This is a genomic window from Noviluteimonas caseinilytica, assembly GCF_018406605.1.
Lineage (GTDB): Bacteria > Pseudomonadota > Gammaproteobacteria > Xanthomonadales > Xanthomonadaceae > Noviluteimonas > Noviluteimonas caseinilytica.
On record NZ_AP024545.1, the window covers coordinates 2,602,582 to 2,627,723 of the forward strand.

The window sequence follows — 25,142 nt, forward strand, 5'->3', positions numbered from 1 at the left end:
CCGCACCGACGTCGGCAAGGGCCGTCGCGGTTCATCAGCTAGCAATTCCAAGGACATCCTCACGTGGCGAAAATCACCAAGACCTTCCAGTACGGCAAGCACGAAGTCACCCTCGAAACCGGCGAAGTCGCCCGCCAGGCGTCCGGCGCCGTGGTCGTCAAGGTCGACGGCACCGTCCTGCTGGTCACCGCCGTCGCCGCCAAGTCGGCGCGCGAAGGCCAGGACTTCTTCCCCCTCACGGTGGACTACCAGGAGAAGTTCTACGCCGGCGGCCGCATCCCGGGCGGCTTCTTCAAGCGCGAAGGGCGCCAGACCGAAAAGGAAACGCTGATCTCGCGCCTGATCGATCGCCCGATCCGCCCGCTGTTCCCCGAGGACTACCGCAACGAAGTCCAGATCATCGCCACGGTGATGTCGCTCAACCCGGAAGTCGACGGTGACATCCCGGCGCTGATCGGCGCGTCCGCCGCGCTGTCGCTCGCCGGCACCCCGTTCCAGGGCCCGATCGGCGCCGCCAAGGTCGGTTACAAGAACGGGCAGTACATCCTCAACCCGTCGATGACGGAACTCGCCGATTCCGAACTCGAACTCGTCGTCGCCGGCACGTCCAACGCCGTGCTGATGGTCGAGTCCGAAGCGAAGGAACTGTCGGAAGACGTGATGCTCGGCGCCGTGATGTTCGGCCACCGCGAGATGCAGAAGGTCATCAACGCGATCAACGAACTCACCGTCGAAGCCGGCACGAAGGCCAACACGTGGGTCGAGCCGACCAAGCACCAGGGCCTGATCGCCGCCATCAAGGAAGGCGCCGGCACGCAGCTCGCGCAGGCCTACCAGATCCGCGACAAGGGCCAGCGCCGCGACGCCATCCAGGCGATCAAGAAGGACCTGTGGGCGCAGCTCTCGGGCCGCGCCGAGGCCGAAGCCTTCACGCAGGGCGAATTCGGCAAGGAATTCGGCGAACTGGAATACCAGACGATGCGCGGCTCGGTCCTGTCGACCAAGGTCCGCATCGACGGTCGCGCGCTCGACACCGTGCGCCCGATCAACTCGCAGGTCGGCATCCTGCCGCGCACGCACGGCTCCTCGCTGTTCACGCGTGGCGAGACGCAGGCGATCGTGGTCGCCACGCTCGGCACCGCGCGCGATGGCCAGATCATCGACGCCGTCGCCGGCGAGTACAAGGAGCACTTCCTGTTCCACTACAACTTCCCCCCGTTCTCCGTGGGTGAAGCCGGCCGCATGATGGGCCCGAAGCGCCGCGAAATCGGCCACGGCCGCCTCGCCAAGCGCGGCGTGCTCGCCGTGATGCCGTCGATGGAAGCCTTCCCGTACACCATCCGCATCGTGTCGGAAATCACCGAGTCCAACGGTTCCTCGTCGATGGCCTCCGTCTGCGGTTCCTCGCTGGCGCTGATGGACGCGGGCGTGCCGATCTCCGCGCCGGTCGCGGGCATCGCGATGGGCCTGGTGAAGGAAGGCGACGACTTCGTCGTGCTGAGCGACATCCTGGGCGACGAAGACCACCTCGGCGACATGGACTTCAAGGTGGCCGGCACGCAGAAGGGCATCTCGGCGCTGCAGATGGACATCAAGATCCAGGGCATCACCGAGGAAATCATGAAGGTCGCGCTGGCCCAGGCGAAGGCCGGCCGCCTGCACATCCTCGGCGAGATGGCCAACGCCATCACCACGCCGCGCGGTGAGCTGAGCGAGTTCGCGCCGCGCCTGCTGACGATGAAGATCCACCCCGACAAGATCCGCGAAGTGATCGGCAAGGGCGGCTCGACCATCCAGGCGATCACCAAGGAAACCGGCACGCAGATCGACATCCAGGACGACGGCACGATCGTCATCGCTTCGGTCAACGCCGCCGCCGCCCAGGCCGCGAAGGCGCGCATCGAGCAGATCACCTCCGACGTCGAGCCGGGCCGCATCTACGAAGGCAAGGTCGTCAAGCTGATGGACTTCGGCGCGTTCGTGACCATCCTGCCGGGCAAGGACGGCCTGGTGCACGTCTCGCAGATCTCCAACGAGCGCGTCGAGAAGGTCAGCGACAAGCTCAAGGAAGGCGACGTGGTGAAGGTCAAGGTGCTGGAAGTCGACAAGCAGGGCCGCATCCGCCTGTCGATGAAGGCCGTGGAAGAAGGCGAGGGCGTGACCGCCGAGTAATCGGCCGCGCGACATCGCAGGCTTCACGAAAAAGCGGGCTTCGGCCCGCTTTTTCTTTGCGTCGCAGGAGGTGAGACGGGCCCGTGCCAGGCTCGTGCCATGCCCGTTCATCCCCCTCGCGAATCCCGGGCGGATAATCCCGCGGGCATGCCCCCGGCCTCCGTCCTCGCCCAGTTCCACCCCGCGGTCGCGGCGTGGTTTTCGCGCACGTTCCCGTCGCCCACGGAAGCGCAATCGCTGGCCTGGCCGGCGATCGCCAGCGGCCGCAACACGCTCGTCGCCGCGCCCACCGGGTCGGGCAAGACGCTCACCGCGTTCCTCGCCGCCATCGATGCGCTCGTGCGCGAAGGCCTGTCGACCGGCCTGTCCGACGAGACGCACGTCGTCTACGTCTCGCCGTTGAAAGCGCTGTCGAACGACATCCACCTGAACCTCGAAGCGCCGCTCGCCGGTATCCGCGAAGAGCTCGAACGCCTCGGCCTTCCCGACGTCCCCATCCGGACCGCCGTACGCACCGGCGACACGCCGCAGAAGGAACGCGCGCAGATGCGCCGCGCCCCGCCGCACGTGCTGGTGACCACGCCGGAGTCGCTGTACGTGTTGCTCGGCTCCGAGTCGGGCCGCGCGATGCTGTCGAAGGCGCGCACGGTGATCGTCGACGAAATCCACGCGGTGGCCGCCAGCAAGCGCGGCAGTCATTTGTCGCTGTCGCTGGAACGCCTCGAATCGCTGTGCGGCCGCGCACTCGTGCGCGTCGGCTTGTCCGCCACGCAGAAACCGATCGATGAAGTCGCGCGCTTCCTCGTCGGCAGCGCCGCCGTGGCGCCCGACGGCACGCCCGACTGCGCGATCGTCGACATCGGCTACACCCGCGCGCGCGACCTCGCCATCGAAGTGCCGCCCACGCCGTTGTCGGCGGTGATGTCCAACGAGCAATGGGACCAGGTCTACGCGCGCATCGCGCAACTGGTCGAGCAGCACCGCACCACGCTCGTCTTCGTCAACACGCGCCGCATGGCCGAACGCGCCGCGCGGCACCTCGGCGAAAAGCTCGGCCGCGAACACGTCGCGGCGCACCACGGCAGCCTCGCGCGCGAATTGCGCCTGGATGCGGAGCAGCGCCTCAAAGCCGGGCAGCTGAAGGTGCTGATCGCGACCGCGTCGCTCGAACTGGGCATCGACATCGGCGACGTGGACCTCGTGTGCCAGCTCGGGTCGCCACGCGCGATCGCGGCGTTCCTGCAGCGCGTCGGGCGGTCGGGGCACCACGTCGGCGGCACGCCGAAGGGGCGCCTGTTCCCGCAATCGCGCGACGACCTCGCCGAATGCACCGCGCTGCTCGACTGCGTGCGTCGCGGCGGACTGGATGCGCTGCACCTGCCGCGCGCGCCGCTGGATGTCCTCGCGCAACACCTGGTCGCCGAAGTCGCGATGCAGGAATGGGACGAGGATGCGTTGTACGACCTCGTACGCCGCGCGTGGCCGTATGCGCAGCTCGCGCGCAAGGACTACGACGCCGTGGTCGCGATGCTCACCGAAGGCTTCACCACGCGGCGCGGCCCGCGCGCCGGCTACGTGCATCGCGACGCCGTGCATCGCCGCCTGCGCGGCCGGCAGGGCGGGCGCGTCACCGCGGTGATGTCGGGCGGCACGATCCCCGACACCGGCGACTACGCCGTGGTGCTGGAGCCGCAGGCGCTCAACATCGGCTCGGTCAACGAAGACTTCGCGATCGAAAGCATCGCCGGCGACATCTTCCAGCTCGGCAACACCAGCTATCGCGTCCTGAAGCTGGAGCCCGGCCGCATGCGCGTGGAAGACGCGCACGGCGCGCCGCCGACGATCCCGTTCTGGCTCGGCGAAGCGCCGGGACGCACGGATGAGCTCTCGCAGGGCGTCTCGCGGTTGCGCGAAGAAGTGGTCGCGCGACTGGGCGAAGGCGACGACGCATTGACCGACGCGATCGCGTGGCTCGTCAACGACGTCGGCCTGCCCGAAGACGCCGCGCGCCAGCTCGCCGACTACCTGGCGCGCCAGCACGTGTCGCTGGGCGCCATGCCCACGCAGTCGCGCATCGTGCTGGAACGCTTCTTCGACGAATCCGGCGGCACGCAGCTCATCGTGCATTCGCCGTTCGGCAGCCGCGTCAACCGCGCGTGGGGGCTGGCGCTGCGCAAGCGCTTCTGCCGCAAGTTCAATTTCGAATTGCAGGCTGCGGCCACCGAAGACGCGATCGTCCTGTCGCTCTCCACCAGCCACAGCTTCCCGCTGATCGAAGTCGCGCATTACCTGCATTCGTCCTCGGCCGAACACATCCTGGTGCAGGCGTTGCTCGATGCCCCCTTGTTCGGCGTGCGCTGGCGCTGGAACGCGACGACGGCGCTCGCACTGCCGCGCTTCACGGGCGGGAAGAAAGTGGCGCCGCAGTTGCAGCGGATGCGGTCGGAGGATTTGCTGGCCACCGTGTTCCCGGACCAGGTGGCGTGCGCGGAAAACCTGGTCGGCGAACGCGAAGTGCCCGACCACCCGCTGGTCGCGCAGACGCTCGACGACTGCCTGCACGAGGCGATGGATGCGGCCGGCTGGCTCGATGTCCTGAGGCGCATGGAATCGGGCGAGATCGACATCGTCGCGCGCGACCTCACCGCGCCGTCCCCGTTCGCCGCCGAAGCCCTCAACGCGCGGCCGTACGCCTTCCTCGACGACGCACCGCTGGAAGAACGCCGCACGCAGGCCGTCATGGCGCGCCGCTATGGCGAAGCCGACACGGCGGAAGACCTTGGCCGCCTCGACGCCGCCGCGATCGACGAAGTCCGCGCGCAAGCCTGGCCCGACGCCCGCAACGCCGATGAAATGCACGACGCGCTGATGGGCCTGGGCTGCGTGACGCAGGCCGAAGCCGACCTGCATGGCTGGCAGCGCTGGCTCGACGCATTGGCGAAGGACCAGCGCGCCACGCGCCTGGCGATCGCCGGGGGTCAGTGGTGGCCCGCCGAACGCTTGCCGCAGGCGCAGGCCTTGCATCCGGCCGCGATGATGCAGCCCGCGATCGCGACGCCCGCCGAATTCGCCCGCACGTGGACGCCGGAAGACGCCACCGTCGCGCTCCTGCGTGCGCGGCTCACCGGCCTCGGCCCGGTCACCGCCGCGCAACTCGCTGCAGCGCTGGGCCTGTTGCGCAGCACGATCGACCTCGCGCTCGCCACGCTGGAAAGCGAAGGCTTCGCGATGCGCGGCCGCTTCACCCCGGGCCCCGATGCACCGCACGACGAGGAATGGTGCGAACGTCATCTTTTGGCGCGCATCCATCGCTACACGATCGGGCGCCTGCGCCGCGAAATCGAACCCGTCGAACCGCGCGACTACCTGCGCTTCCTGTGCGACTGGCAACGTGTCGCGCCGGGCGCACGCGTCAGCGGTCCCGAAGCGCTGGCCGGCGTGCTCGCGCAACTCGAAGGCTTCGAAGCCCCGGCCTCGGCGTGGGAAAGCGACCTGCTGCCGGCGCGCGTCGCCGACTATTCGATCGCCTGGCTCGACGACCTGTGCACCGCCGGCCGCGTGACGTGGGCGCGCCTGCGCCACACGCCGGTCGACACCGGGGCAGGGCGCTCGACCTCGACGACCAGCGGCCCCGTGCGCGCAACGCCGATCGTGCTGCTGCCGCGCCGCCAGCTCGCGACGTGGACGCACGTGGCCGCGCATCGCGGCGAAGAAGATGCGGCGTTGTCGTCGCGCGCGGAAAAGGTCGCGGACTACCTGCGCGACCACGGCGCCTCGTTCTTCGACGAACTCGTCGGCGGCGCGCACCTGCTGCGCACCGAACTCGAGGACGCGCTGGCCGAACTGGTCGCGCGCGGTCGCGTGCACTGCGACAGCTTCGCCGGCCTGCGCGCGTTGCTGGTGCCGCAGGCCAAGCGGCCGTCGTCGTTCGGCGGTCGTCGCGGCCGTCGCACCGCGCTGTTCGGCATCGAGGACGCCGGCCGCTGGACGCTCACGCGCCGGCACGCCGACACGAGTGAACCGCTGTCGCCGGAGTCCCTCGAACACATCGCGCGCACCTTGCTGCGGCGTTACGGCGTCGTCGGCTGGCGCCTGCTCGAACGCGAAGCCGCGTGGCTGCCGCCGTGGCGCGACCTGCTGCGCGTCTACCACCGCCTCGAAGCCCGCGGCGAAATCCGCGGCGGCCGCTTCATCGCGGGCCTGTCGGGCGAACAGTTCGCGCTGCCCGAAGCGATCGGCGCCTTGCGCGCCGTGCGCAAGCGCCCGCACGACGGCGCGCTGGTCAGCGTGTCCGCGCTGGATCCGTTGAACCTGGTCGGCACCGTGCTGGCCGGCGACAAGGTGCCGCGCCACCTCGGCGCGCGCGTGCTGTATCGCGATGGTGTCCCCGTCGCGACGTGGGTGGCGGGGAAGCTCGCGTGGCTGGGGCCGACGACGCTGGACGAACAACGAGCCATGCGACGCGCGCTGTTGCGGGAGCCGGACCCGGTGCTGCACGGCGTCACGGGCTGACGCGAAGGCCGGCTTACACTTCGGCCATCTCGCGCCGGAGTCGTCGCATGCGTCTTGTCCCGCGGTTGCTGGTCGCCTCGTTGTTGCTTGCGCTGTCCGCACCGATGGCCGCGCAGTCGCCGCCCGCGGCGCAGGACGAAGTCGGCATCGCGCCGCAGATGACGTTCGAGCGCAGTTCGCTGCAGGCCGACGTCGACATCGTCGAGCGCACCTACACCGCGCTGCACCCCGGCCTCTATCGCTACAACACGCCGGCGCAGATGCGTGCGCACTTCGCGGACCTGCGCAAGGCGCTCGATGGGTCGCGCACGCTCGCGCAGGCGTACCTCGCGTTCTCCGAGTTCGCGGCGACGGTGCAATGCGGGCACACGTGGGCGAATTTCAGCAACCAGTCGAAGGACGTGCAGCGCGGGCTGTTCGAACGCGGGCGCGTCCGCGTGCCGGCCGAGTTCCTGTGGCGCGACGGCCGGATGCTCGTCACGCGCGATCTCACCGGCAAGGGCGTGTTGCCGCCGGGGACGGTGATCTCCGCGATCGACGGCATCGACACCAAGGACGTCCTCGCGCGCCTGATGCGCATCGCCCGCGCCGACGGCGGCAACGACGCGAAGCGCCGCGACCAGCTGCAGGTGCAGGGGCTGGAGAAATGGGAGCCGTTCGACGTCTACCTGCCGCTGTATTTCCCCCAACTCGGCGAGCGCATGACCTTGCGCACGACGACCCCCGCGGGCGCATCGAAGGACGTCGTGGTGCAGGGGCTCGATTACGCGCAGCGCCTGGCCGCGCGCCACGTCGAAGCGGACGACCCGCACGCCGGCTGGCGCCTGGATACCTCCGATCCGCGCATCGCGGTGATGAAGATGCCGACGTGGGCGTTGTACGACACGAAGTGGGACTGGAAGGGCTGGATCGAGGACGCCTTCGTGCAACTCGACAAGTCGCCGCGCGCGGCGCTCGTCGTCGACCTGCGCGGCAACGAAGGCGGGCTGGATGCCGGGGATGCGCTGCTGCCGCACCTGGTCGATGCGCCGATGAAACTCAGCGAGCCAGTCCGCCTCGTCCGCTATCGCAAGGTTGCCAAGCCGCTGCTGCCGTACCTGGAAACCTGGGATCCCAGCTTCAAGGACTGGGGCGACGACGCACAGCCCTACGCGAAGGAGATCGACGGGCAGCGCTACTTCACGCTGCGCGACGACGATGCGCCGCCGATCGCGCCCGGCACCGAGGTCATCGAACGCACGCTGGCCCCGAAGGCGCCGCGCTATCGCGGGCGCGTGTTCGTGCTGATCGATGCGAGCAACAGTTCGGCGACGTTCCAGTTCGCCGAACGCGTGCGCGCGGCGAAGCTGGCGACGCTGGTCGGCGAGCCCACCGGCGGCAACCAGCGCGGCATCAACGGCGGTGCGTTCTTCTTCCTGCAGCTCACGAACACCGGGCTGGAAGTCGATGTGCCGCTGATCGCGCGCTTCCCGATGCGCGACGGCAAGGCGCCGCCGGATGCCGGCCTCACGCCCGACATCGCTGCATCGCCCAAGCCGGGCGACATCGCAGCGGGCACCGACGTCGCGATGGCCGCGGTACGCGCCGCGCTCGACAAGTAACGCGCGTCAGACGATCCCGGTGGCGTAGAACACCGCGATCACCAGGAACACCGCCATCGTCTTGATCAGCGTGATGGCGAAGATGTCCTTGTACGACTGGCGATGCGTCAGCCCCGTCACGGCGAGCAGGGTGATCACCGCACCGTTGTGCGGCAACGTGTCCATGCCGCCGGAGGCCATCGCCGCGATGCGATGCAGCACTTCCATCGAAATCCCCGCGGCGTTCGCATTGGCGATGAACGTGTCCGCCATCGCGGCCAGCGCGATGCTCATGCCGCCCGATGCCGAGCCGGTGATGCCGGCCAGCGCCGTCACCGTCACCGCTTCGTTGACCAGCGGATTCGGGATCGCGCGCAACGCATCGGCCACGACGAGGAAGCCGGGGAGGGCGGCGATGACCGCACCGAACCCGTACTCCGACGCGGTGTTCATCGACGCGAGCAACGCGCCCCCGATCGCGGACTTGCTGCCTTCGGCGAACCGCGCGCGCACCGGCTTCCACGCCAGCACGAGCACCGCGAGGATGCCCGCGAGCAACGCGCCTTCCACCGCCCAGATCGCCGTGACCTTCGCGATCTCCTGCACCACCGGCGCCGGATCGCCGATCACGCCGGGCTTGAAGCTGTGCTCGGCGCCGTACCACTTCGGGATCGCCGAGGTGAGCAGCTTGTTGACCACGCCCACCAGCACCAGCGGCAACAGCGCCACCAGCGGATGCGCGAGGCGCGCGCCGGTGAAGGCGACGGGTTCGTTCACCAGCGTCGCGGCATCGCCGTAGCCTTCGCCCTTGCGCGCGGCGGCGCGACGACGCGACTCCAGGTACGTCATGCCCGCGATCAGGATCGCGACCGCGCCGATCGTGCCGAGCCACGGCGCCGCCCAGCCGTTCGTGCCGAAGAACGAGGCCGGAATGATGTTCTGGATCTGCGGCGTGCCCGGCAGCGCATCCATCGTGAAGGTGAACGCACCGAGCGCGATCGTGCCGGGGATCAGGCGCTTGGGGATGTCGGACTGGCGGAAGAGTTCGGCCGCGAAGGGATACACCGCGAACACCACGACGAACAACGACACGCCGCCATAGGTGAGCAGCGCGCACACCAGCACGATCGACAGCATCGCGCGTTGCGGCCCGACGACGCGAATCGCCGCGTTGACGATCGCCCGCGAGAATCCCGACAGCTCGATCACCTTCCCGAACACCGCGCCCAGCACGAACACCGGGAAATACAACTTGAGGAACCCCACCATCTTGTCCATGAACAAGCCGGTGAACATCGGCGCGACCAGCGAGGGATCCGTCAGCAGCACCGCGCCCAGCGCCGCGATGGGCGCGAACAGGATGACGCTGTGGCCGCGGTAGGCGACCACCATCAGGAACACGAGCGCCGCGAGGACGATCAGGAAGGCCATGCACGATCCCCGGCCGCGCGATGCGGCCTTTGCAGGGGGCGAGTGTTCGGCAAGCGCCCGCGCGCGGCCCATCGGACGAAGGTCCAATGCCGCCCACGTGGCATGCGGCCCTAGCCTTGGCGCCAATCCGCGGATCGTCCGCGTACGGTTGCATTGGGGAGATCGATCGCATGAACCGCAAGACCCTGAGCCTGGCCATCGCCGTCGCGATGTTCCCGGCCCTCGCGTGGGCGCAGGACGCCCAGCCCGCTGCCGCTGCGACGACGCCCGCGTCGAACCGGCCGGCCACGCTCGACACCGTCACCGTGACTGCGCGCAAGCGCGAGGAAACCTTGCAGGAAGTGCCGGTCGCCGTGACCGCCTTCACCGCCGAGGCCCTCGACAAGCTGGGCGTGGACGATCTGTCCGACCTCGACACGCAGGTCCCCAACCTCACGCTGTACGCCGCGCGCGGTTCCAACAGCACCATCACCGCCTACATCCGCGGCGTCGGCCAGTCCGATCCGCTGTGGGGCGTGGACCCGGGCGTGGGCCTGTACCTGGACGACGTGTACATCGCGCGTCCGCAGGGCGGCCTGCTCGACGTGTTCGACGTGGAGCGCGTGGAAGTGCTGCGCGGCCCGCAGGGCACGCTGTACGGCAAGAACACGGTGGGCGGCGCGATCAAGTACATCAGCCGTCCGCTGACCACCGACGTCACCGGCTTCGGCTCGGTCACCATCGGCAACTACGGCCAGCGCGACATCAAGGCCGCGGTGGGCGGCGGCCTGGGCGGCAACGACGCATTGCGCGCGCGCATCTCGGTGGCCGACCTGCACCGCGACGGCTTCGGCGAGAACGTGATCACCGGCGACGACGTCAGCGACAAGGACGTGACCGCGTGGCGCCTGAACATCGGCGCGTACGTCACCGACGACTTCAACCTGCAGCTCGCCTTCGACCACCTGGACGACACCTCCGGCGTGCGCGGCGCGCAGATGATCCTGCCGAACCGCTTCGACACGCTGCTGACGCCGGCGACCGGCCCGTTCCTGCCGATGGCCGACCGCTACGACGTGCGCAACGGCATGCCGAACGTCAACGACACCACGATGCTGGGCGTGTCGCTGGCCGCCAACTACAAGTTCAGCGACGACCTGTCGCTCAAGTACGTCTTCGCCAAGCGCGAGTCGGACACCGACACCAACATCGACTTCGACACCACGCCGGACAAGATCGCGGACGTGCATGCGCTGTACAGCGACCAGCAGATCAGCCACGAGCTGCAGGTGAACTACGACGCCGGCGGCCGCGCGCGCGGCGTGATGGGCATCTACTACTTCGACGGCGAAGCCGGCGGCCAGGTGCAGAACAACTTCTTCAACCTGTCCTTCGGCGACACGCAGGGCACGGTGTTCACCACCAGCACCGCGTTCTACGCCGACTGGACGTTCGACCTGACCGAGAAGCTGAAGCTGGACGTCGGCGCGCGCTACACGGACGAGGACAAGCACGCGGTCGTGCTGAACCGCTGCTATTCCAGCGCCACGTTCGCCACGCCGATCGACTGCACGCCGCTGAATCCGAACGACGACACCGCGGTGGCACGCTTCAACAAGACGATCAACTTCAAGAACACCTCGCCGAAGATCTCGCTGGACTACGACATCACGCCGGACATCATGGTGTACGGGTCGTTCTCGCGCGGCTTCAAGTCGGGCGGCTACAACATCCGCGCGCAGGCGACGATCGCCCCGACGTCGGCCAATCCGTTCAACGACGAGCAGGTGGACAGCTACGAGGTCGGCGCCAAGATGGGCCTGCTGGACCAGTCGCTGTTCCTCAACCTGTCGGCCTTCCACAACAAGTACGAAGACATCCAGCTGTCGGTGTTCACCGCGCTGCCGGGCGGCGGGTTCTTCGGCGACTTCACCAACGCGGGCAAGGGCACGGTCGACGGCCTGGAAGTCGAATACCAGTGGCTGCCGAGCAGCAGCTGGGTGATCTCCGGCAACCTGGCGTACCTGGACGCGCGTTACGACGAGTTCCTGTACTTCGACACCAACCCGGCCGTGCGCCGCACGGTGGACATCGCCGACGAGCAGGACTTCACGAATGCGCCGAAGTTCTCCGGTGCGCTCAACGTCGAATGGCGCACGCAGCTGGCCAACATGGGCAACCTGTCGGCGCGCGTGAGCTACGCCTACCAGAGCGAAGTGACGGCGACGACGGAGATCATCCGCGCGACCGTGCCGCCGGTGGCGCCCTTCGGCGCGCCGCCGATCACGCAGGACGGGTATGGCCTGGTCAATGCCGGCGTCACGTGGGCGCTGGACGACCACTGGACCTTCTCGCTGCTGGGCACCAACCTGGCCGACAAGGAATACAAGACCACCGGCTACAACCTCAACCAGGCGTTGGGCGTGTACACGGGCTTCTACGGGCCGCCGCGCCAGGTCAGCCTGACGGCCAAGTACGAGTTCTGAGGGCTTCGCGTCCGGAACCCCCGAAAGTGAGGGACGAAGGGACGACGGCGAGCGCGAGCTCGCCGTTCGTCTTTCCGCCGACCGGCCTTATGCTGCCGCCATGACCCGTGCCTTCCCATGCTGACCACCAGCGTCGTCGTCCTCGCTGCGCTCGCGTGGCTCGGCGTGCTGTTCTTCGCGGGCCTGTACGGCGAGCGCCACCCGCGCGCGTTCGCCGGCAAGTGGAAGCACATCTACGCGTTGTCGCTCGCGGTGCACTGCACCTCGTGGACGTTCTACGGCACGGTCACCCAGGCCGCGCGGTACGGCTGGGCGCTGCCGCCCACCTTCCTCGGCGCGATCCTGCTGTACCTCGTCGCCGGCGCCTTCATGGTGCGGCTCGTGCGCCTGGCGCGCGAAACCAACGCCACGTCCATCGCCGACCTCATCGCCACGCGCCTGGGCAAGGATGCGTGGCTGGCCGCGACGGTGACGCTGGTCGCCGCGCTCGGCCTGGTGCCCTACATCGCGTTGCAGCTGAAGGCGATGGCGATGAGCTTCGCGATGCTCACGGCGCGCGGGCCCGTTGAAGCGACCGCGCCGGCGTGGCAGGACAGCGCGTTGTACGTCGCCCTCGCGATGGCCTTGTTCGCGATGTTGTTCGGGACGCGGCGGGTGAGCGCGGCGGAGCACAACCGCGGGCTCGTGCTGGCGATGGCGTTCGAGTCGGTGTTGAAGCTCGCCGCGATGCTCGCGCTGGGCGCATTCGTGTGGTTCGGGCTGGATCTCTCGCATGCGGCGCCGGTCGTGCGCGCAACGCCGCCCGTGTCGAGCAGTGGCTTCGCGCCGCTGGTGCTGCTGGGTGCGTTCGCGATGTTCATCCTGCCGCACCAGTTCCACATCGCGGTCGTCGAATGCCGGCAGCAGGACGACGTGCGCACGGCGCGGTGGCAGTTCCCGTTGTATCTCGCGTTGATCGCGCTGCCGGTGTTGCCGCTCGCGCAGGCGGGGACGGCGTTGCTGGGCGATCGGGTGCCGTCGGACCTGTACGTGCTCGCGCTGCCGTTGTCGCAGGGACAGCATGCGCTGGCGTTGTTCGCGTTCCTCGGCGGATTGAGTGCGGCGACCGGCATGGTCGTCGTCAGCACGCTCACGCTGAGCCTGATGATCGGCAATCACTGGTTCGCGCCGGGGCTGCTGCGCGGCGCGTGGCGCGGCGAGGGCGGGGACTTGCGCGGGCACGTGCTTGCGCTGCGGCGCATCGGCATCGTCGCGATCATGTTGCTGGCGTGGATCTACAGTCGCCTGGTCGCGGGCAGCGAAGCGTTGGCGGACGTCGGTGCGGTGTCGTTCTCGGCGCTCGGCACGCTGGTGCCGGCGCTCGCGTTCGCCGTGTGGCGGCCGCAGACGCCGGCGCGCGCGGTGGTGGCCGGCATCGTCGCGGCGTTCGCGACCTGGTGCTGGGTGCAGTTGCTGCCGACGGTCTTCGCGTTGCGCGGTGTGTCCACCGACTGGTTGTCGCAGGGGCCGTTCGGCCTGGCGTGGTTGTCGTCGAACGGGTTGTTCGGGTTGACGGGGTGGAGCCGCCTTGGGCGCGCGGTGGGGGCGAGCCTGTTCGTCGGCACCTTCGCGACGGTGCTCGTGGCGTTGTGGACGCGCGACCTGCCGCGGCGCGCGCGGCGTGGCCTCGATGCGCGCACCTTGCGCGACGCGGGCCTGCGCTTCCTCCCGCCGGAGCGTGTCGCCGAATTCCTGCGCGACGCGCCGCCGGATGGCGCGGTGCCGGCCGCGACGGAAGCCCGCATCGAACGCGAACTCGCCGCCGTGCTGGGATCCGCCTCCGCCCGCGTGCTGCTCGATGCGGCGCGTCGCGAATCCGGCCACCTCGACACCGTCGCCGCCATCGTCGGCGAAGCCTCGCGCGACCTGCGCTTCAACCAGCGCGTGCTCGAAGCGGCGCTGGAGAACATGAGCCAGGGCATCAGCGTGGTCGACGCGCAGTTGCGCCTGGTCGCCTGGAACACGCGTTACGCCGAACTGTTCGACTTCCCCGAATCGCTGCTGCAGGTGGGCACGCCCATCGCCGACCTCGCGCGCCACGCCTTGCGCCAGATGCCGCCGAACGGCGACGCGGAACGTGCGTTGCAACGCCGCCTGGCGCACATGCGCGCGGGCACGGCGCACCTGACCGAGCGCGTGTTCCCTGATGGCGGCATCGTCGAAATCCGCGGCAACCCGATGCCGGGCGGCGGGTTCGTTGCGACGTTCACCGATGTCACCGCGTTCCGCCGTACCGAAGCCGCGCTGCTGCAATCGAACGAAACGCTCGAACAGCGCGTCGACGAACGCACCGCCGATCTGGAATCCGCGCGCCGCGAAGCCGAGCGCGCGAACGACGCGAAGGGCCGCTTCCTCGCCGCCATCGGCCACGACCTGCTGCAACCCTTGCACGCCGCGCACCTGTTCACCGACGCGCTCGCACGGCAGGTGCCGGAGGCGGGGCGCGAAAGCGTGCAGCAGATCCGTGGCGCACTGGATTCGACGACGGACTTGCTCACCGCGCTGCTCGACATGTCGCGCCTGGAATCCGGTGGCCTGGACCCGCAGCCGCGCGACTTCGCGCTGGCGGACGTGCTGGAGCCGCTGGCGTCGGAATTCCGCGTGCTCGCCGCCGAACATGGCTTGCAATTCGATGCGTTGCCGACGCGCGCCTGGGTGCGCAGCGACCCGCAGTTGCTGCGGCGCGTGCTGCAGAACTTCCTCGCCAATGCCGTGCGTTACACGCAGCAGGGGCGCGTCGTGCTCGGGGTGCGACGCGACGGCGACCGCGTGCGCATCGAGGTGCACGACACCGGCCCCGGCATCGCGCTCGAAGCGCAATCGCACATCTTCGACGAGTTCCGCCGGGGCGAAGACGCCGCGGGGCAGGGCCTGGGCCTCGGGCTGGCGATCGCGGACCGCATCGCGCGCCTGCTCGATGCACCGCTCACGCTGCGCAGCACGCCCGGCGTCGGCACGGTCTTTGCCGTGACGCTGCCGCGCGTGGCCGGCCCCGCGCACGACGCGCCGCTGGTCGCCACGCGCAGCGGCGGCCTGGCCGGCACGCGCGTGCTGGTGCTCGACAACGAAGCGATGGCGCGCAATGCCTTGCGGCAGTTGCTCGAAGGCATGGGCTGCTCGGTCGTCGACGTGCCCGACGCGCAATCCGCGCACGACGTCCTGCGCGAGACGCCGGCGGATTTGTGGCTGTTCGACTACCACCTGGACGCGGGCGACACCGGCGTGGGCGCGCACGGGCGGCTGTCGGACGCGCATGGCGCACGGCCCACCGTGATCCTCAGCGCCGACGCGGGGGCCGACGTCCGGGCGGCCGTGCACGAAGCGGGCCTGCCCCTGCTGATGAAACCCCTGAAGCCGCTGGCGCTGAAGAGCGTGCTGGACCGGTTGCTGGCCGCCCGCGCGGTCACCTGAGCCCGCAAAAACCTCGTCGCGTCATCACCCGGACTTTGCAGGGCGCCGGCGCAGACTCGGGCCACGGGAACTGCGGGACAGGGCTGCTGCTGCGCACATCGGACTTCGGGGGGCGTCCATGATCATCGACATCACGTGCCGCACCGATCGCTTCAACCTCTCGGCCGTCGGGCCGCACTTCATCAACGACTGCTGCTTCGGCGAGGACTTCTCGCGCTGGCTCGTTGGCGCGCTGCGCAGGACCGGCGTCGATGCGAGCGTGATCGGCATGGAGGACTTCGGCTGGTCCAACCAGGCCACGCTCGACGGCACCACGTACCTGGTGTGCGTGGCGGGGAACTCGGACGCGCTCGCCGACAACCCGGATCGCGGCGAGTGGCACGTGATGCTGGAGCGCAAGCGTTCGCTGATGCAGCGGCTGACGGGCGAAGGGAAGACCTCGGCGACGGATCCGCTGGTGCGCCGGATTGCGCGGGTGCTGATGGAGGCGGGGTTGGTGGAGGTGGGCGTCGAGGCCTGACGCGCCGCGTCACTCCATCTGCTTCGACGGATCGCTGAGTTCGAGTTCGCGCAGGATCACGCTGGCCTGCGTGCGGTTGCGCACGCCGAGGCGTTCGAAGATGGACGTGAGGTGCGCTTTCACCGTGCGTTCCTGCACGCCGAGGCGATCGGCGATCTGCTTGTTGAGCAAGCCTTCGGCCACCAGCGCGAGTACGCGGAACTGCTGCGGCGACAGGCTTGCCAGGCGCGCGGCGAGGACGGCATCGGCGGGCGCGGACGGCGCACCGTCGACGGACGCACGCAATTTCGGCGGCAACCATTGTTCGAGGGCGAGGACGCTGCGGATCGCTTCGCGCAGGTCGTCCAGGCCGGTGCTTTTCGGCAGGTACCCCGCGGCGCCGTGATCGAGGGCGCGACGCACGACGCGCGGATCGTCGTTCGCCGACACCACCACGACCGCGACGCCCGGATGTTGCGCGCGAATCGCGGCGAGCCCCGCGAGCCCGTGGTTGCCGGGCATGTGCAGGTCGAGCAGCACCAGGTCGATGCCGGGTTCTTCCTCCAGCCGCGCCAGCACGCTTTCGAGCGAATCGGCTTCGCGCACGTCGAGATCGGGCACGGCATCCTTCGCCGCGCCGCGCAGGGCGGCGCGGAAGAGGGGATGGTCGTCGGCGATGAGCAGCGAAGGCATCCGGTGGTTCTACTGGACCGTCCAGCCGCCGTCGACTTCGATCGTGTGGCCGGTGATGTTGCGCGCGTGCGGCGTGAGCAGGAACGCGGTGATGCCGGCCAGTTCGTCGAAGCCGATGAACACGCCCTTCGGCATCGGCTTGAGCATCACGTCGCGCACGACGTCCGCTTCGGGGATGCCGCGCGTGCGCGCCTGGTCGGCGATCTGCCTGTCGACGAGCGGGGTTTTCACGTAGGTCGGGCAGATCGTGTTGATCGTGATGTCGGTGTCCGCGGTTTCCAGCGCCATCACTTTCGAGAAGCCGACGAGGCCGTGCTTGGCGGCGACGTAGGCGCTCTTGTAGGGGCTGGCGACCAGCGAGTGGATCGAGCCGATGTTGACGATGCGGCCGAAACCGCGCGAACGCATGCCGGGCAACACGGCGCGCGTGAGCCGCGCGACGCCGACCAGCATCACCTGCACGAGGAAGTCCCATTTCTCGATCGGGAATTCCTCCAGCGGCGCGACGTGCTGCAGGCCGGCGTTGTTCACCAGCACCTCGACGGGGCGCGAGGCCTGCGCGAGCGCGGCGGCGACGCTGGCATCGGAGGTGACGTCGAGGACGCACGCTTCGGCCGAACCGCCGGCGGCGAGGATGCCGTCGACGACGGCCTGCGCGGCGGGCAGGGCGAGGTCGGTGACGACCAGGTGGTGGCCGGCGGCCGCGAGTTCGGCGGCGACGCCGGCGCCGATGCCGCTGCCGGCGCCGGTGATGAGGATGCAACGCGAGGTCATGGTGGAGGCTCTGGCGCGTGGGGGCTGCCGCAGCCTAGCAGGGCGGCGCCCGGTCGCCTTCGGACGAAAGTACGATGCTTGCCTCGCGCGCGGGCTTGCTAGGGTGCCGGCATGGACACGACACGCACGCACGGTTGGATGGGGGTCGCGCTGGGCGCGGCATTGGCGGGACTGGCGGGCTGCGCTTCGGCGCCGCATTCGGAGGCAGCGGCTTTGTTCAACGGCGAGCGCGTGACCGAACATCGCGGCGCGGATGACCTCCTCACCGGCGGCCTGGGGCTGGACGGCTTGCGCGGGACGGCCGCGCCGGCGTTCGCGGACCCGGCCAATCCCACCGACGCCGAAGTGCGCCGCCGCGCGCTCTGGAACAACTGGCGCGGCATCGCCGACCTCGGCCCGCTCGGGAATTACGGCACGCTCTACGGCAGCACGGCGAACGTGCCCGGGCGCGAGTTCAGCGCGGACGCGCGCATCCCCGGCGCGAAGCAACCGCATCGCGTGCTGGTGCAGGTGCCGGATGCGTTCGACCAGGCGAAGCGATGCGTGGTGGTGTCGGCGTCGTCGGGTTCGCGCGGCATCTACGGCGCGATCGCGGTCGCCGGGGCGTGGGGCCTGCCGAAGGGCTGCGCGGTGGCGTACACCGACAAGGGCGCGGGCACGGATTACATCGACCACGGCGCCGCGGGCGTCGAGGTCAAACATGCGCATTCGCAGGACAACCCGGAAGCCGATTGGGGACGGCACGTGGTGCAGGCGGCGGAGTTCGCGCTGCATGCATTGACCGAAGCGTTCCCGGACCAGGCGCCGTTCCGCGCGGACAACACGCGCGTGATCGCGGTGGGGATTTCGAATGGCGGTGGCGCGGTGTTGCGGGCGGCGGAATTGCCGGGTGATTTGATCGATGCTGTGGTGGCGGGCGAGCCGAACGTCGATGTGCCCGGCGGGCGATCGTTGTATGACTACACCACCGAGGCGGCGGTGTTGATGCCGTGTGCGTTGAGCGATGTGGAAGGGCTCGCGCAATCGCCGCTGTCGGCGATGGGGCGCGCGATGGGCGCGGCGCGTTGCGCTTCGCTGGGCCTGACGGGCGAAGCAGCGCGCGCGAAGTTGCACGCCGCCGGCTGGACCGATGCGGCGATGCATGCGGCCGCGTTGTCCGTCGACTTCGATCTGTATCGCGCGGTCGCGGTGACGTATGCCTCGGCGTATGGGCGATACGCGTTCGGCCAACATCCGTGCGGTTTCAATTTCGCCGCGCAGAACAAGGACTTCACGCCGCGTGCCGCCACGCCCGCGGAAATCGCGGCGTGGCGCTCGGATGCGAGCGGCATTCCGCCGGGCGCGGGCGTGGGCATCATCGATACCAGGATGGCGGCACCCGATTTCACGCGCCCCGGCATCGAATGCCTGCGCGAACTCTGGACCGGGCAGGGTGCCGACGCCGATCGCGTACGCAAGGGCGTCGCCGAGGTGCGCGCCTCCGCCCCGCGCAAGGGCCTGCCGGTGATCGTGGTGCACGGGATGGATGACGGATTGATTCCGCCGGCGTTCTCGAGTGCGCCCTACGTGGCGATGGCGAAAGCGGCCGGGCGCGACGTGCGCTACTGGCAGGTGCGCAACGCGCAGCATTTCGACGGGTTCCTGGCGTTGCCGGAGTACGGTGCGCGGTATGTGCCGCTGTTGCCGTACGTGTATGCGGCGCTGGATCGGGTGGCGGCGCACCTGGATGACGCGTCGAATGCGTTGCCGGCGGATGCGGTGGTCGAGACGAAGGCGCGTGGTGGCGAGGCGCTGACGGCAACGAATCTCGCGATTCCTCGATAACGCAGCGAGCGGGGCGTCCCCCTCCCGGCCTCCCCCGCAGGGGGAGGCGTCGAAGCGGCCTTGCGGCTTTCACGCGAGGTTTGGCACCCTGCCGGCCTCGACAGGGAGCGACCCCCATGCAGCGACCCCGGCATTTCTCGATGCTGCGCGACTTCCACCTGGCGGACTGGTTCACGCTCGCCAACGCGTTCTGCGGCACCGGTGCGATCTTCGCCGCCATGCGCTTCCTGCAGGAAGGCGTGGTGCGCGACCTGCTGGTTGGCATGGCGCTGATCCCGCTGGCCTTCATCTTCGATGCGCTCGACGGCCGCATCGCGCGCTGGCGCAAGTCCGCGTCCACGCTGGGCCGCGAACTGGATTCGCTTGCCGACGTGATCTCCTTCGGCGTCGCGCCCGCCGCCCTCGCCTACGCCTGCGGCTTGCAGGGCGGGTGGGACTGGGTGGTGCTGTCGTATTTCGTCGGCTGCGGCGTCAGCCGCCTGGCGCGCTACAACGTCACCGCCGAGCAGCTGTCCGGCGAGGACGCGAAGGTGAAGTACTTCGAGGGCACGCCGATCCCCACCAGCCTGCTGCTGGTCGTGCTGCTGGCGGTGGCCGCGGTGCAGGATCGCCTGGGCACGGACCTGTGGTTCGGCATGGTGAAGCTGGGGCCCTGGCAGCTGCATCCGCTGGTGCTTGTGTTCGCGCTGTCGGGGTCGCTGATGATCAGCAAGACGATGCGGATCCCCAAGCTGTAAGGCTTCCGACGCAGGGCCGTGATCGCCCTGCCACCTGCGCGGCGCTACGATGGCGGCCTTCTCTGGAGGCCCCCATGGACCCGACGCAGGATTTCGAGGCGCTGTCGCGCCAGTACTGGAGCAACTGGGGCGACATGCTCCGCAGCGCCACCCAGGCGGCCCAGCCCGCGCAGCCCCCGGGTGCGCAGGCGTGGCACGACGCCGTGGACTGGTGGACGCAGCTCGCCCATGGCCAGCGCGGCGAAGTGAACGCGGCGGTGGATCGTTTCAATTCGCAGGCGCGCGGCTGGTTCGGCGCGATGCAGCAGGTCGCTGCGCAGTTCGCCGGCAAGAATGCGGGCGCGCACGACATCACGCAGGCGTGGAAATCGGCGCTCGGCGCGGTCGGCGAGAACCCGTTCCCCGAATTGTTCCGCGCGATGCGCGGGCAGGGGCAGCAGGGGCTCGACCAGTGGATCGAAGACGCCTCGCCGTTCCTCGACTCGTGGAAGCGCGAAGCGAGCTCGTGGCTCGGCATGCCGGCCTTCGGGTTCGCGCGCGAGCACCAGGAACGCTGGCAGCAGCTGGCGCAGGCGCAGATGGACCTGCAGCAGCAGAACAGCGCCTACAACGCGCTGATGATGAAGTCCGCGCAGCGTGCGTACGAAGTGTTCGAGCAGAAGCTGGAAGCGCGCGCGAAGTCGGGCGATCGCCTGCAATCGGCGCGGGCCATGTTCGATGTGTGGATCGACGCGGCCGAAGAGGCGTACGCGGAGATCGCGTTGTCGCCGGAATTCCGCGGCGTGTACGGCAAGCTGGTGGACGCGCAGATGCGCGTGCGCGGCGGCGTGCAGCGCGAAGTGGCGCAGATGACCGGTTCGCTCGGCATGCCCACGCGGGATGAAGTGGATGCCGCGCACAAGAAGATCGCGCAGCTGGAGCGCGAGGTGCGGAAGTTGCGCGATGCGATGCTCGATGCGAAGCCGGCCGCGCCCGTGAAAGCGGCCGCGCCCGCGTCGCGTCCGAACGAAGCGTCGCTGAAGGTGCAGGGCGACAAGATCCTCGGCAACAGGAAGGCCGCGCCCGCGAAGGCCACGCCGGCACCGGCGCCGACGAAGAAGAAGGGGAAGCGCTGATGAACCTGCAGAACAAGGGTCCGCTGGACTTCTCGCCGGACCAGCTCGCCACCGAGGCGATGAAGATGCAGCAGAAGCTGGGCGCCGGCCTCAACACGCTGCGCGAGGTCGACGACGTCGAATACGGCGCGACGAAGAAGGAAGCCGTGTGGTCCGACGGCAAGGTCACGCTGTATCGCTATCGCGGCGAACAGTCGCCGACCGCCAAGGTCCCGCTGCTCATCAGCTACGCGCTGGTCAACCGCCCCTACATGGTGGACCTGCAGTCGGATCGTTCGATCGTGCGTGGTCTGCTGGCCCGCGGTGAAGACGTGTACATCATCGACTGGGGCTATCCGGATCGTTCGGATCGCTACCTCACGCTCGAGGATTACGTCGAGCGCTTCCTCGGCGGCTGCGTCGACCACCTGCGCCGCACGCATGGGCTGGATTCGATCAACCTGCTCGGCATCTGCCAGGGCGGTGCGTTCTCGCTGTGCTATGCATCCTTGCACCCGGAGAAGATCCGCAACCTCATCACGATGGTGACGCCGGTGGATTTCCACACCGACGACAACATGCTGTCGAGCTGGACGCGCGCGATGGACGTGGACCTGTTCGTCGACACCCTGGGCAACGTGCCGGCCGACCTGATGAACTGGTGCTACCTCACGCTCAAGCCGGCGCGGTTGTTCGTGCAGAAGTACGTGGGGCTGGTCGACATCCTGGACGACAAGCAGGCGGTCGAGGATTTCCTGCGCATGGAAAAGTGGATCTTCGATTCGCCGGACCAGGCGGGCGAGGCGTTCCGCCAGTTCGTGAAGCAGTTCTACCAGGCCAACGGGTTCGTCAACGGCGGCGTGACCATCGGCGAGCGCGACGTGCACCTGGGGATGATCGAGATGCCGGTGCTCAACATCTTCGCCGAGCAGGACCACCTCGTGCCGCCGGCGGCGTCGAAGGCGTTGCGCGGGCTGGTCGGCACCGACGACTACACGGAGCTCTCGTTCCGCGGCGGCCACATCGGCATCTACGTGTCGGGCCGCGCGCAGAAGGAAGTGCCGCAGACGATCCACGACTGGCTCGGCAAGCGCTGAACCATGGGGCGCGCGTTGATTCGGATCGCGCGCGCCTTCGGGATCCTCTGGACCGTGCCCAACACGGTGCTCGGCCTGGTGGCCGGGATCGTGGGCATCGCGTTTGGCGCGCATGCGCACCTGTCGCGGCGCGAATGCGCGATCGTCTTCCATCGCTGGCCCTGGGGGCCGGGCGGGGCGATCACGCTGGGCAACACCATCCTGCATACCGGTGATTCGCTGGATGCGCCCTGCGTGACGTACGCGCACCGGGCCGGGCATGCGAAGGAGCCGGCGATCGTCCTCGCCGACCACGAACGCGCGCACGTCTTCCAGTACATGGTGCTGGGGCCGTTGTTCCTGCCGCTGTACCTCGCCTTCGGCGGCGTGAGCGTGCGCAATCGATTCGAACGTGCAGCCGATCGCTACGCGTTGACCGGCACGGGTTGGTGGCCGTGGAGTCGCGACGAAGTACGCAATTCGTCCAACATGGGAAACGTCTGACTTACGTCAGCTAGCTTTCGCGCGGCGAGGCGCGCTGCATCCTGCGGGATGGCGGAAGGATTCGGATTCTTGCAACAGGTGTCTGCCACGACACTGCCGGCCACTTTTTTCGGCCTGCCCGTGGAGCCCTCCCGCAATGAACGCCAGACCGCGCAGGTCAGCATCGTCCCCGCTGACGAAACTGGCTGGTCGTGGATCGATGTCAAGGTGCAACGCAAGTTGCCCATCGGCGGCAGCATCGGGCTGGACAACTCGGGCGCCAACGAAGACGCCTTCGTCCCGAAGGGCGACAACACTTCCCCGCCGGGATACGGGCGCTTCAAGACCACCTTGGGGGCTTCGCTGCGCGGCATCGGCGCGGAAACCTGGTCGTTCGGCGGCACCCGCCGGCACTACTACGACGGTTACGCGGATTTCGAAGACAGCCGGAGCGTTGCGGTGTCGATTCCCGCCGGCTTCTGGGATTTCGAACTGCGTCGCGGCGATTCGCGTTACGTCAAGGAAATCGAGTCGATCTTCACCAGTTATGGCTCGGAAGGAAAATCCAACGACCAGAGCCTGAAGGTCGGCCACACCGTCTCGCGGTCCAAGCGCGGGAAGACCGACGTGAGCCTGCGCATCCAGCGCAAGGACAGCGAGAATTTCATCAACGGCACGCGCATCGACGCCAACAGCAAGGTCTACACCGACCTGACGCTGGGCATGTCGCGCGTCGACCAGCTCTGGGGCGGCTCCCTGTACGTGGACTTCAACTGGAGCCGCGGCACGAAATGGCTGGGCGCCAACAATGTCGTCATCGATCCGAGGGAAGGCCACACGCCCGCGCTGTACTACAAGTACGCCGGCAACGTGAGCTGGAGTCGCCCGATCAAGTTCGGCGACAGGCGCTTTGACTACGCGTTGCGCAGTGGCTGGCAGTATTCGCCGAGGAAGTTGCTGGCCGCCAACCAGCTCAGCATCGGCGACGAGTACACCGTGCGCGGTTTCAAGGGGGCGTCGGTCTCCGGGGACCGCGGCATCTATCTGTCCAACACCGTGTCCATGCCGATCAACCGGGTGTTGACCGCCTTCGTCGGTGCCGACATCGGCGTGGTCGACAGCAACCACTCCGACAAGCGGCACGAAGCGATCTCGGGGTTCGCGCTGGGCCTGCGTGGAAACTGGAAGCACGCCAGCTTCAGCATCACGCACGCAGAACCCATGCAGAACCGGCGCGATCCGCCCGCCGACCCCCGCAACCCGCCGCCGGACAATGCGCGTGACGTGCTGTACGCCACGGCGACCCTGCGCTTCTGACGCGATGCGCCTACGGCTGGCTTGACGGACGCATCACGACCCCGCAGGTAATATCTGCACCGTCGAAGAAGAACCCGAGATATTCACGATCAAGGGAACGACTTCGGCAAACTGAAACCTCGCTCCCCTCCAGGCCCTGAAAAAGCCCGTGAGAGCGGGGTTTCTCTTTTTGGCTTGAGCCCCTTCGGGGCGGCATGCCTTATCCCCCGCGCTACGCGCGTGCCCCTTCAACAAGAAGGGGCGGACCGTGGTCCGCGCTTTCGCAGCTTCTGAGACGGGGGAGCGCCACACTCGCGCGCACATGAACTCCTCGTCCGCGACGTTTGCCTCCGACCTGTTCAGCCCCGCCGAGCGCGTCCTCATCGAGGACGAGGAAGGAGGCTGCCGGTATGTGCCCGCATTCATCGACGTCGACCGCGCGGACGCGTGGTTCGCCGCGTTGCGCGATGAAGTCGACTGGCGCCAGCAACGCCGCCCGATGTACGACCGGGTGGTGGAGGTGCCGCGGCTCACATCGGGCTATGCGCTCAATGGGAGCGAGGCGTTGCCTGCCGTACTCGGCGAGGCCCATGCCCGGGTCTGCGCAGAACTCGGAGTCGCGTTCACCCACGTGGGCCTCAACTACTACCGCGACGGCCACGACAGTGTCGCGCCCCACAACGACAAGCTGTCGACGCTGATCGCGGGGGAGCCGATCGCCCTGGTTTCGCTGGGCAGCGCGCGGCGCATGGAGATCCGTGCGAAGGCGCCGCCGCGCGGCGTGGTGCGCATCGACCTGGAGCCTGGGAGTCTGCTCGTGATGAGTTACGCGATGCAGTCGCATTACGACCATGGGATTCCGAAGACGAAGCATGCGGTCGGGCCGCGGATCTCGTTGGCGTTCCGGGTGCGACCGTCGAAGGTGGCGTGACGCGGGGAAGTCCATCTACATCGTGCGGAGACACCGTCGGCGAATCCGAGACGCGCTCGTCGCGTTGCGTAACGCACGGGCGTAGAAGGACACGCGGCGCACGACGGGATGCGCGTTTGCGGCAA

The 25,142-nt window shown here is 68.7% G+C and carries 16 protein-coding genes; 13 read left to right on the forward strand and 3 right to left on the reverse strand.

What is annotated here, in order from left to right; translation table 11 throughout:
• Positions 1–63: 63 nt before the first annotated feature.
• From pnp to LYSCAS_RS12635, 3 genes are all read left to right on the forward strand, one after another.
• A complete protein-coding gene (gene pnp / locus LYSCAS_RS12625) occupies positions 64–2,172 on the forward strand; it encodes a polyribonucleotide nucleotidyltransferase (protein ID WP_213434381.1) in 2,109 nt (702 codons plus the stop codon).
• Positions 2,173–2,319: 147 nt separating this feature from the next.
• Positions 2,320–6,684, forward strand: a complete 4,365-nt coding sequence (locus LYSCAS_RS12630; protein ID WP_213434382.1) for a DEAD/DEAH box helicase — start codon at positions 2,320–2,322, stop codon at positions 6,682–6,684.
• Positions 6,685–6,731: 47 nt separating this feature from the next.
• The gene (locus tag LYSCAS_RS12635) at positions 6,732–8,285 is read left to right on the forward strand and encodes a S41 family peptidase (RefSeq protein WP_213434383.1); all 1,554 of its coding nucleotides are present in this window, start codon (positions 6,732–6,734) and stop codon (positions 8,283–8,285) included.
• 6 nt (positions 8,286–8,291) lie between these two features.
• Here the strand turns inward: LYSCAS_RS12635 and LYSCAS_RS12640 are convergent, their stop codons facing one another.
• Complete coding sequence (locus tag LYSCAS_RS12640; protein WP_213434384.1) at positions 8,292–9,695, reverse strand: GntP family permease; 1,404 nt, start codon at positions 9,693–9,695, stop codon at positions 8,292–8,294.
• 170 nt (positions 9,696–9,865) lie between these two features.
• On the opposite strand from LYSCAS_RS12640, the gene LYSCAS_RS12645 reads away from it, so the two are divergent.
• The 3 genes from LYSCAS_RS12645 to LYSCAS_RS12655 all read left to right on the forward strand — a co-directional run bounded on the left by LYSCAS_RS12645 (position 9,866) and on the right by LYSCAS_RS12655 (position 16,130).
• A complete protein-coding gene (locus tag LYSCAS_RS12645; RefSeq protein WP_213434385.1) occupies positions 9,866–12,160 on the forward strand; it encodes a TonB-dependent receptor in 2,295 nt (764 codons plus the stop codon).
• A 117-nt stretch (positions 12,161–12,277) separates the two neighbouring features.
• Positions 12,278–15,610 carry a hybrid sensor histidine kinase/response regulator gene (locus LYSCAS_RS12650; protein ID WP_213434386.1) on the forward strand — a complete coding sequence of 1,111 codons (3,333 nt, stop codon included), beginning with the start codon at positions 12,278–12,280 and terminating at the stop codon, positions 15,608–15,610.
• A gap of 118 nt (positions 15,611–15,728) precedes the next feature.
• On the forward strand, positions 15,729–16,130 hold the full coding sequence (locus LYSCAS_RS12655) for a hypothetical protein (protein ID WP_213434387.1): 402 nt from the start codon (positions 15,729–15,731) through the stop codon (positions 16,128–16,130).
• Between the two features lie 9 nt (positions 16,131–16,139).
• Here LYSCAS_RS12655 and LYSCAS_RS12660 read toward each other — a convergent pair whose 3' ends face one another.
• Positions 16,140–16,802 carry a response regulator transcription factor gene (locus LYSCAS_RS12660; RefSeq protein ID WP_213434388.1) on the reverse strand — a complete coding sequence of 221 codons (663 nt, stop codon included), beginning with the start codon at positions 16,800–16,802 and terminating at the stop codon, positions 16,140–16,142.
• A 9-nt stretch (positions 16,803–16,811) separates the two neighbouring features.
• Positions 16,812–17,576, reverse strand: a complete 765-nt coding sequence (locus LYSCAS_RS12665) for a 3-hydroxybutyrate dehydrogenase (protein ID WP_213434389.1) — start codon at positions 17,574–17,576, stop codon at positions 16,812–16,814.
• A gap of 111 nt (positions 17,577–17,687) precedes the next feature.
• Between LYSCAS_RS12665 and LYSCAS_RS12670 the strand changes: the two genes are divergently transcribed.
• The 7 genes from LYSCAS_RS12670 (at position 17,688) to LYSCAS_RS12700 (ending at position 25,017) form a co-directional block, all read left to right on the forward strand.
• The gene (locus LYSCAS_RS12670; RefSeq protein ID WP_213434390.1) at positions 17,688–19,400 is read left to right on the forward strand and encodes a 3-hydroxybutyrate oligomer hydrolase family protein; all 1,713 of its coding nucleotides are present in this window, start codon (positions 17,688–17,690) and stop codon (positions 19,398–19,400) included.
• A 116-nt stretch (positions 19,401–19,516) separates the two neighbouring features.
• Complete coding sequence (locus LYSCAS_RS12675; RefSeq protein WP_213434391.1) at positions 19,517–20,137, forward strand: CDP-alcohol phosphatidyltransferase family protein; 621 nt, start codon at positions 19,517–19,519, stop codon at positions 20,135–20,137.
• A 74-nt stretch (positions 20,138–20,211) separates the two neighbouring features.
• The gene (phaE, locus tag LYSCAS_RS12680) at positions 20,212–21,252 is read left to right on the forward strand and encodes a class III poly(R)-hydroxyalkanoic acid synthase subunit PhaE (protein ID WP_213434392.1); all 1,041 of its coding nucleotides are present in this window, start codon (positions 20,212–20,214) and stop codon (positions 21,250–21,252) included.
• The gene (locus tag LYSCAS_RS12685; RefSeq protein WP_213434393.1) at positions 21,252–22,328 is read left to right on the forward strand and encodes a class III poly(R)-hydroxyalkanoic acid synthase subunit PhaC; all 1,077 of its coding nucleotides are present in this window, start codon (positions 21,252–21,254) and stop codon (positions 22,326–22,328) included. The genes phaE and LYSCAS_RS12685 overlap by 1 nt, the downstream gene beginning before the upstream one ends.
• 3 nt (positions 22,329–22,331) lie before the next feature.
• Positions 22,332–22,811 (forward strand): hypothetical protein, encoded by a 480-nt coding sequence (locus LYSCAS_RS12690; protein ID WP_213434394.1) that lies wholly within the window; start codon positions 22,332–22,334, stop codon positions 22,809–22,811.
• A 78-nt stretch (positions 22,812–22,889) separates the two neighbouring features.
• Complete coding sequence (locus tag LYSCAS_RS12695; protein ID WP_213434395.1) at positions 22,890–24,107, forward strand: ShlB/FhaC/HecB family hemolysin secretion/activation protein; 1,218 nt, start codon at positions 22,890–22,892, stop codon at positions 24,105–24,107.
• A gap of 301 nt (positions 24,108–24,408) precedes the next feature.
• Positions 24,409–25,017 (forward strand): alpha-ketoglutarate-dependent dioxygenase AlkB family protein, encoded by a 609-nt coding sequence (locus tag LYSCAS_RS12700; protein WP_213434396.1) that lies wholly within the window; start codon positions 24,409–24,411, stop codon positions 25,015–25,017.
• The last annotated feature ends 125 nt before the right edge of the window (positions 25,018–25,142 follow it).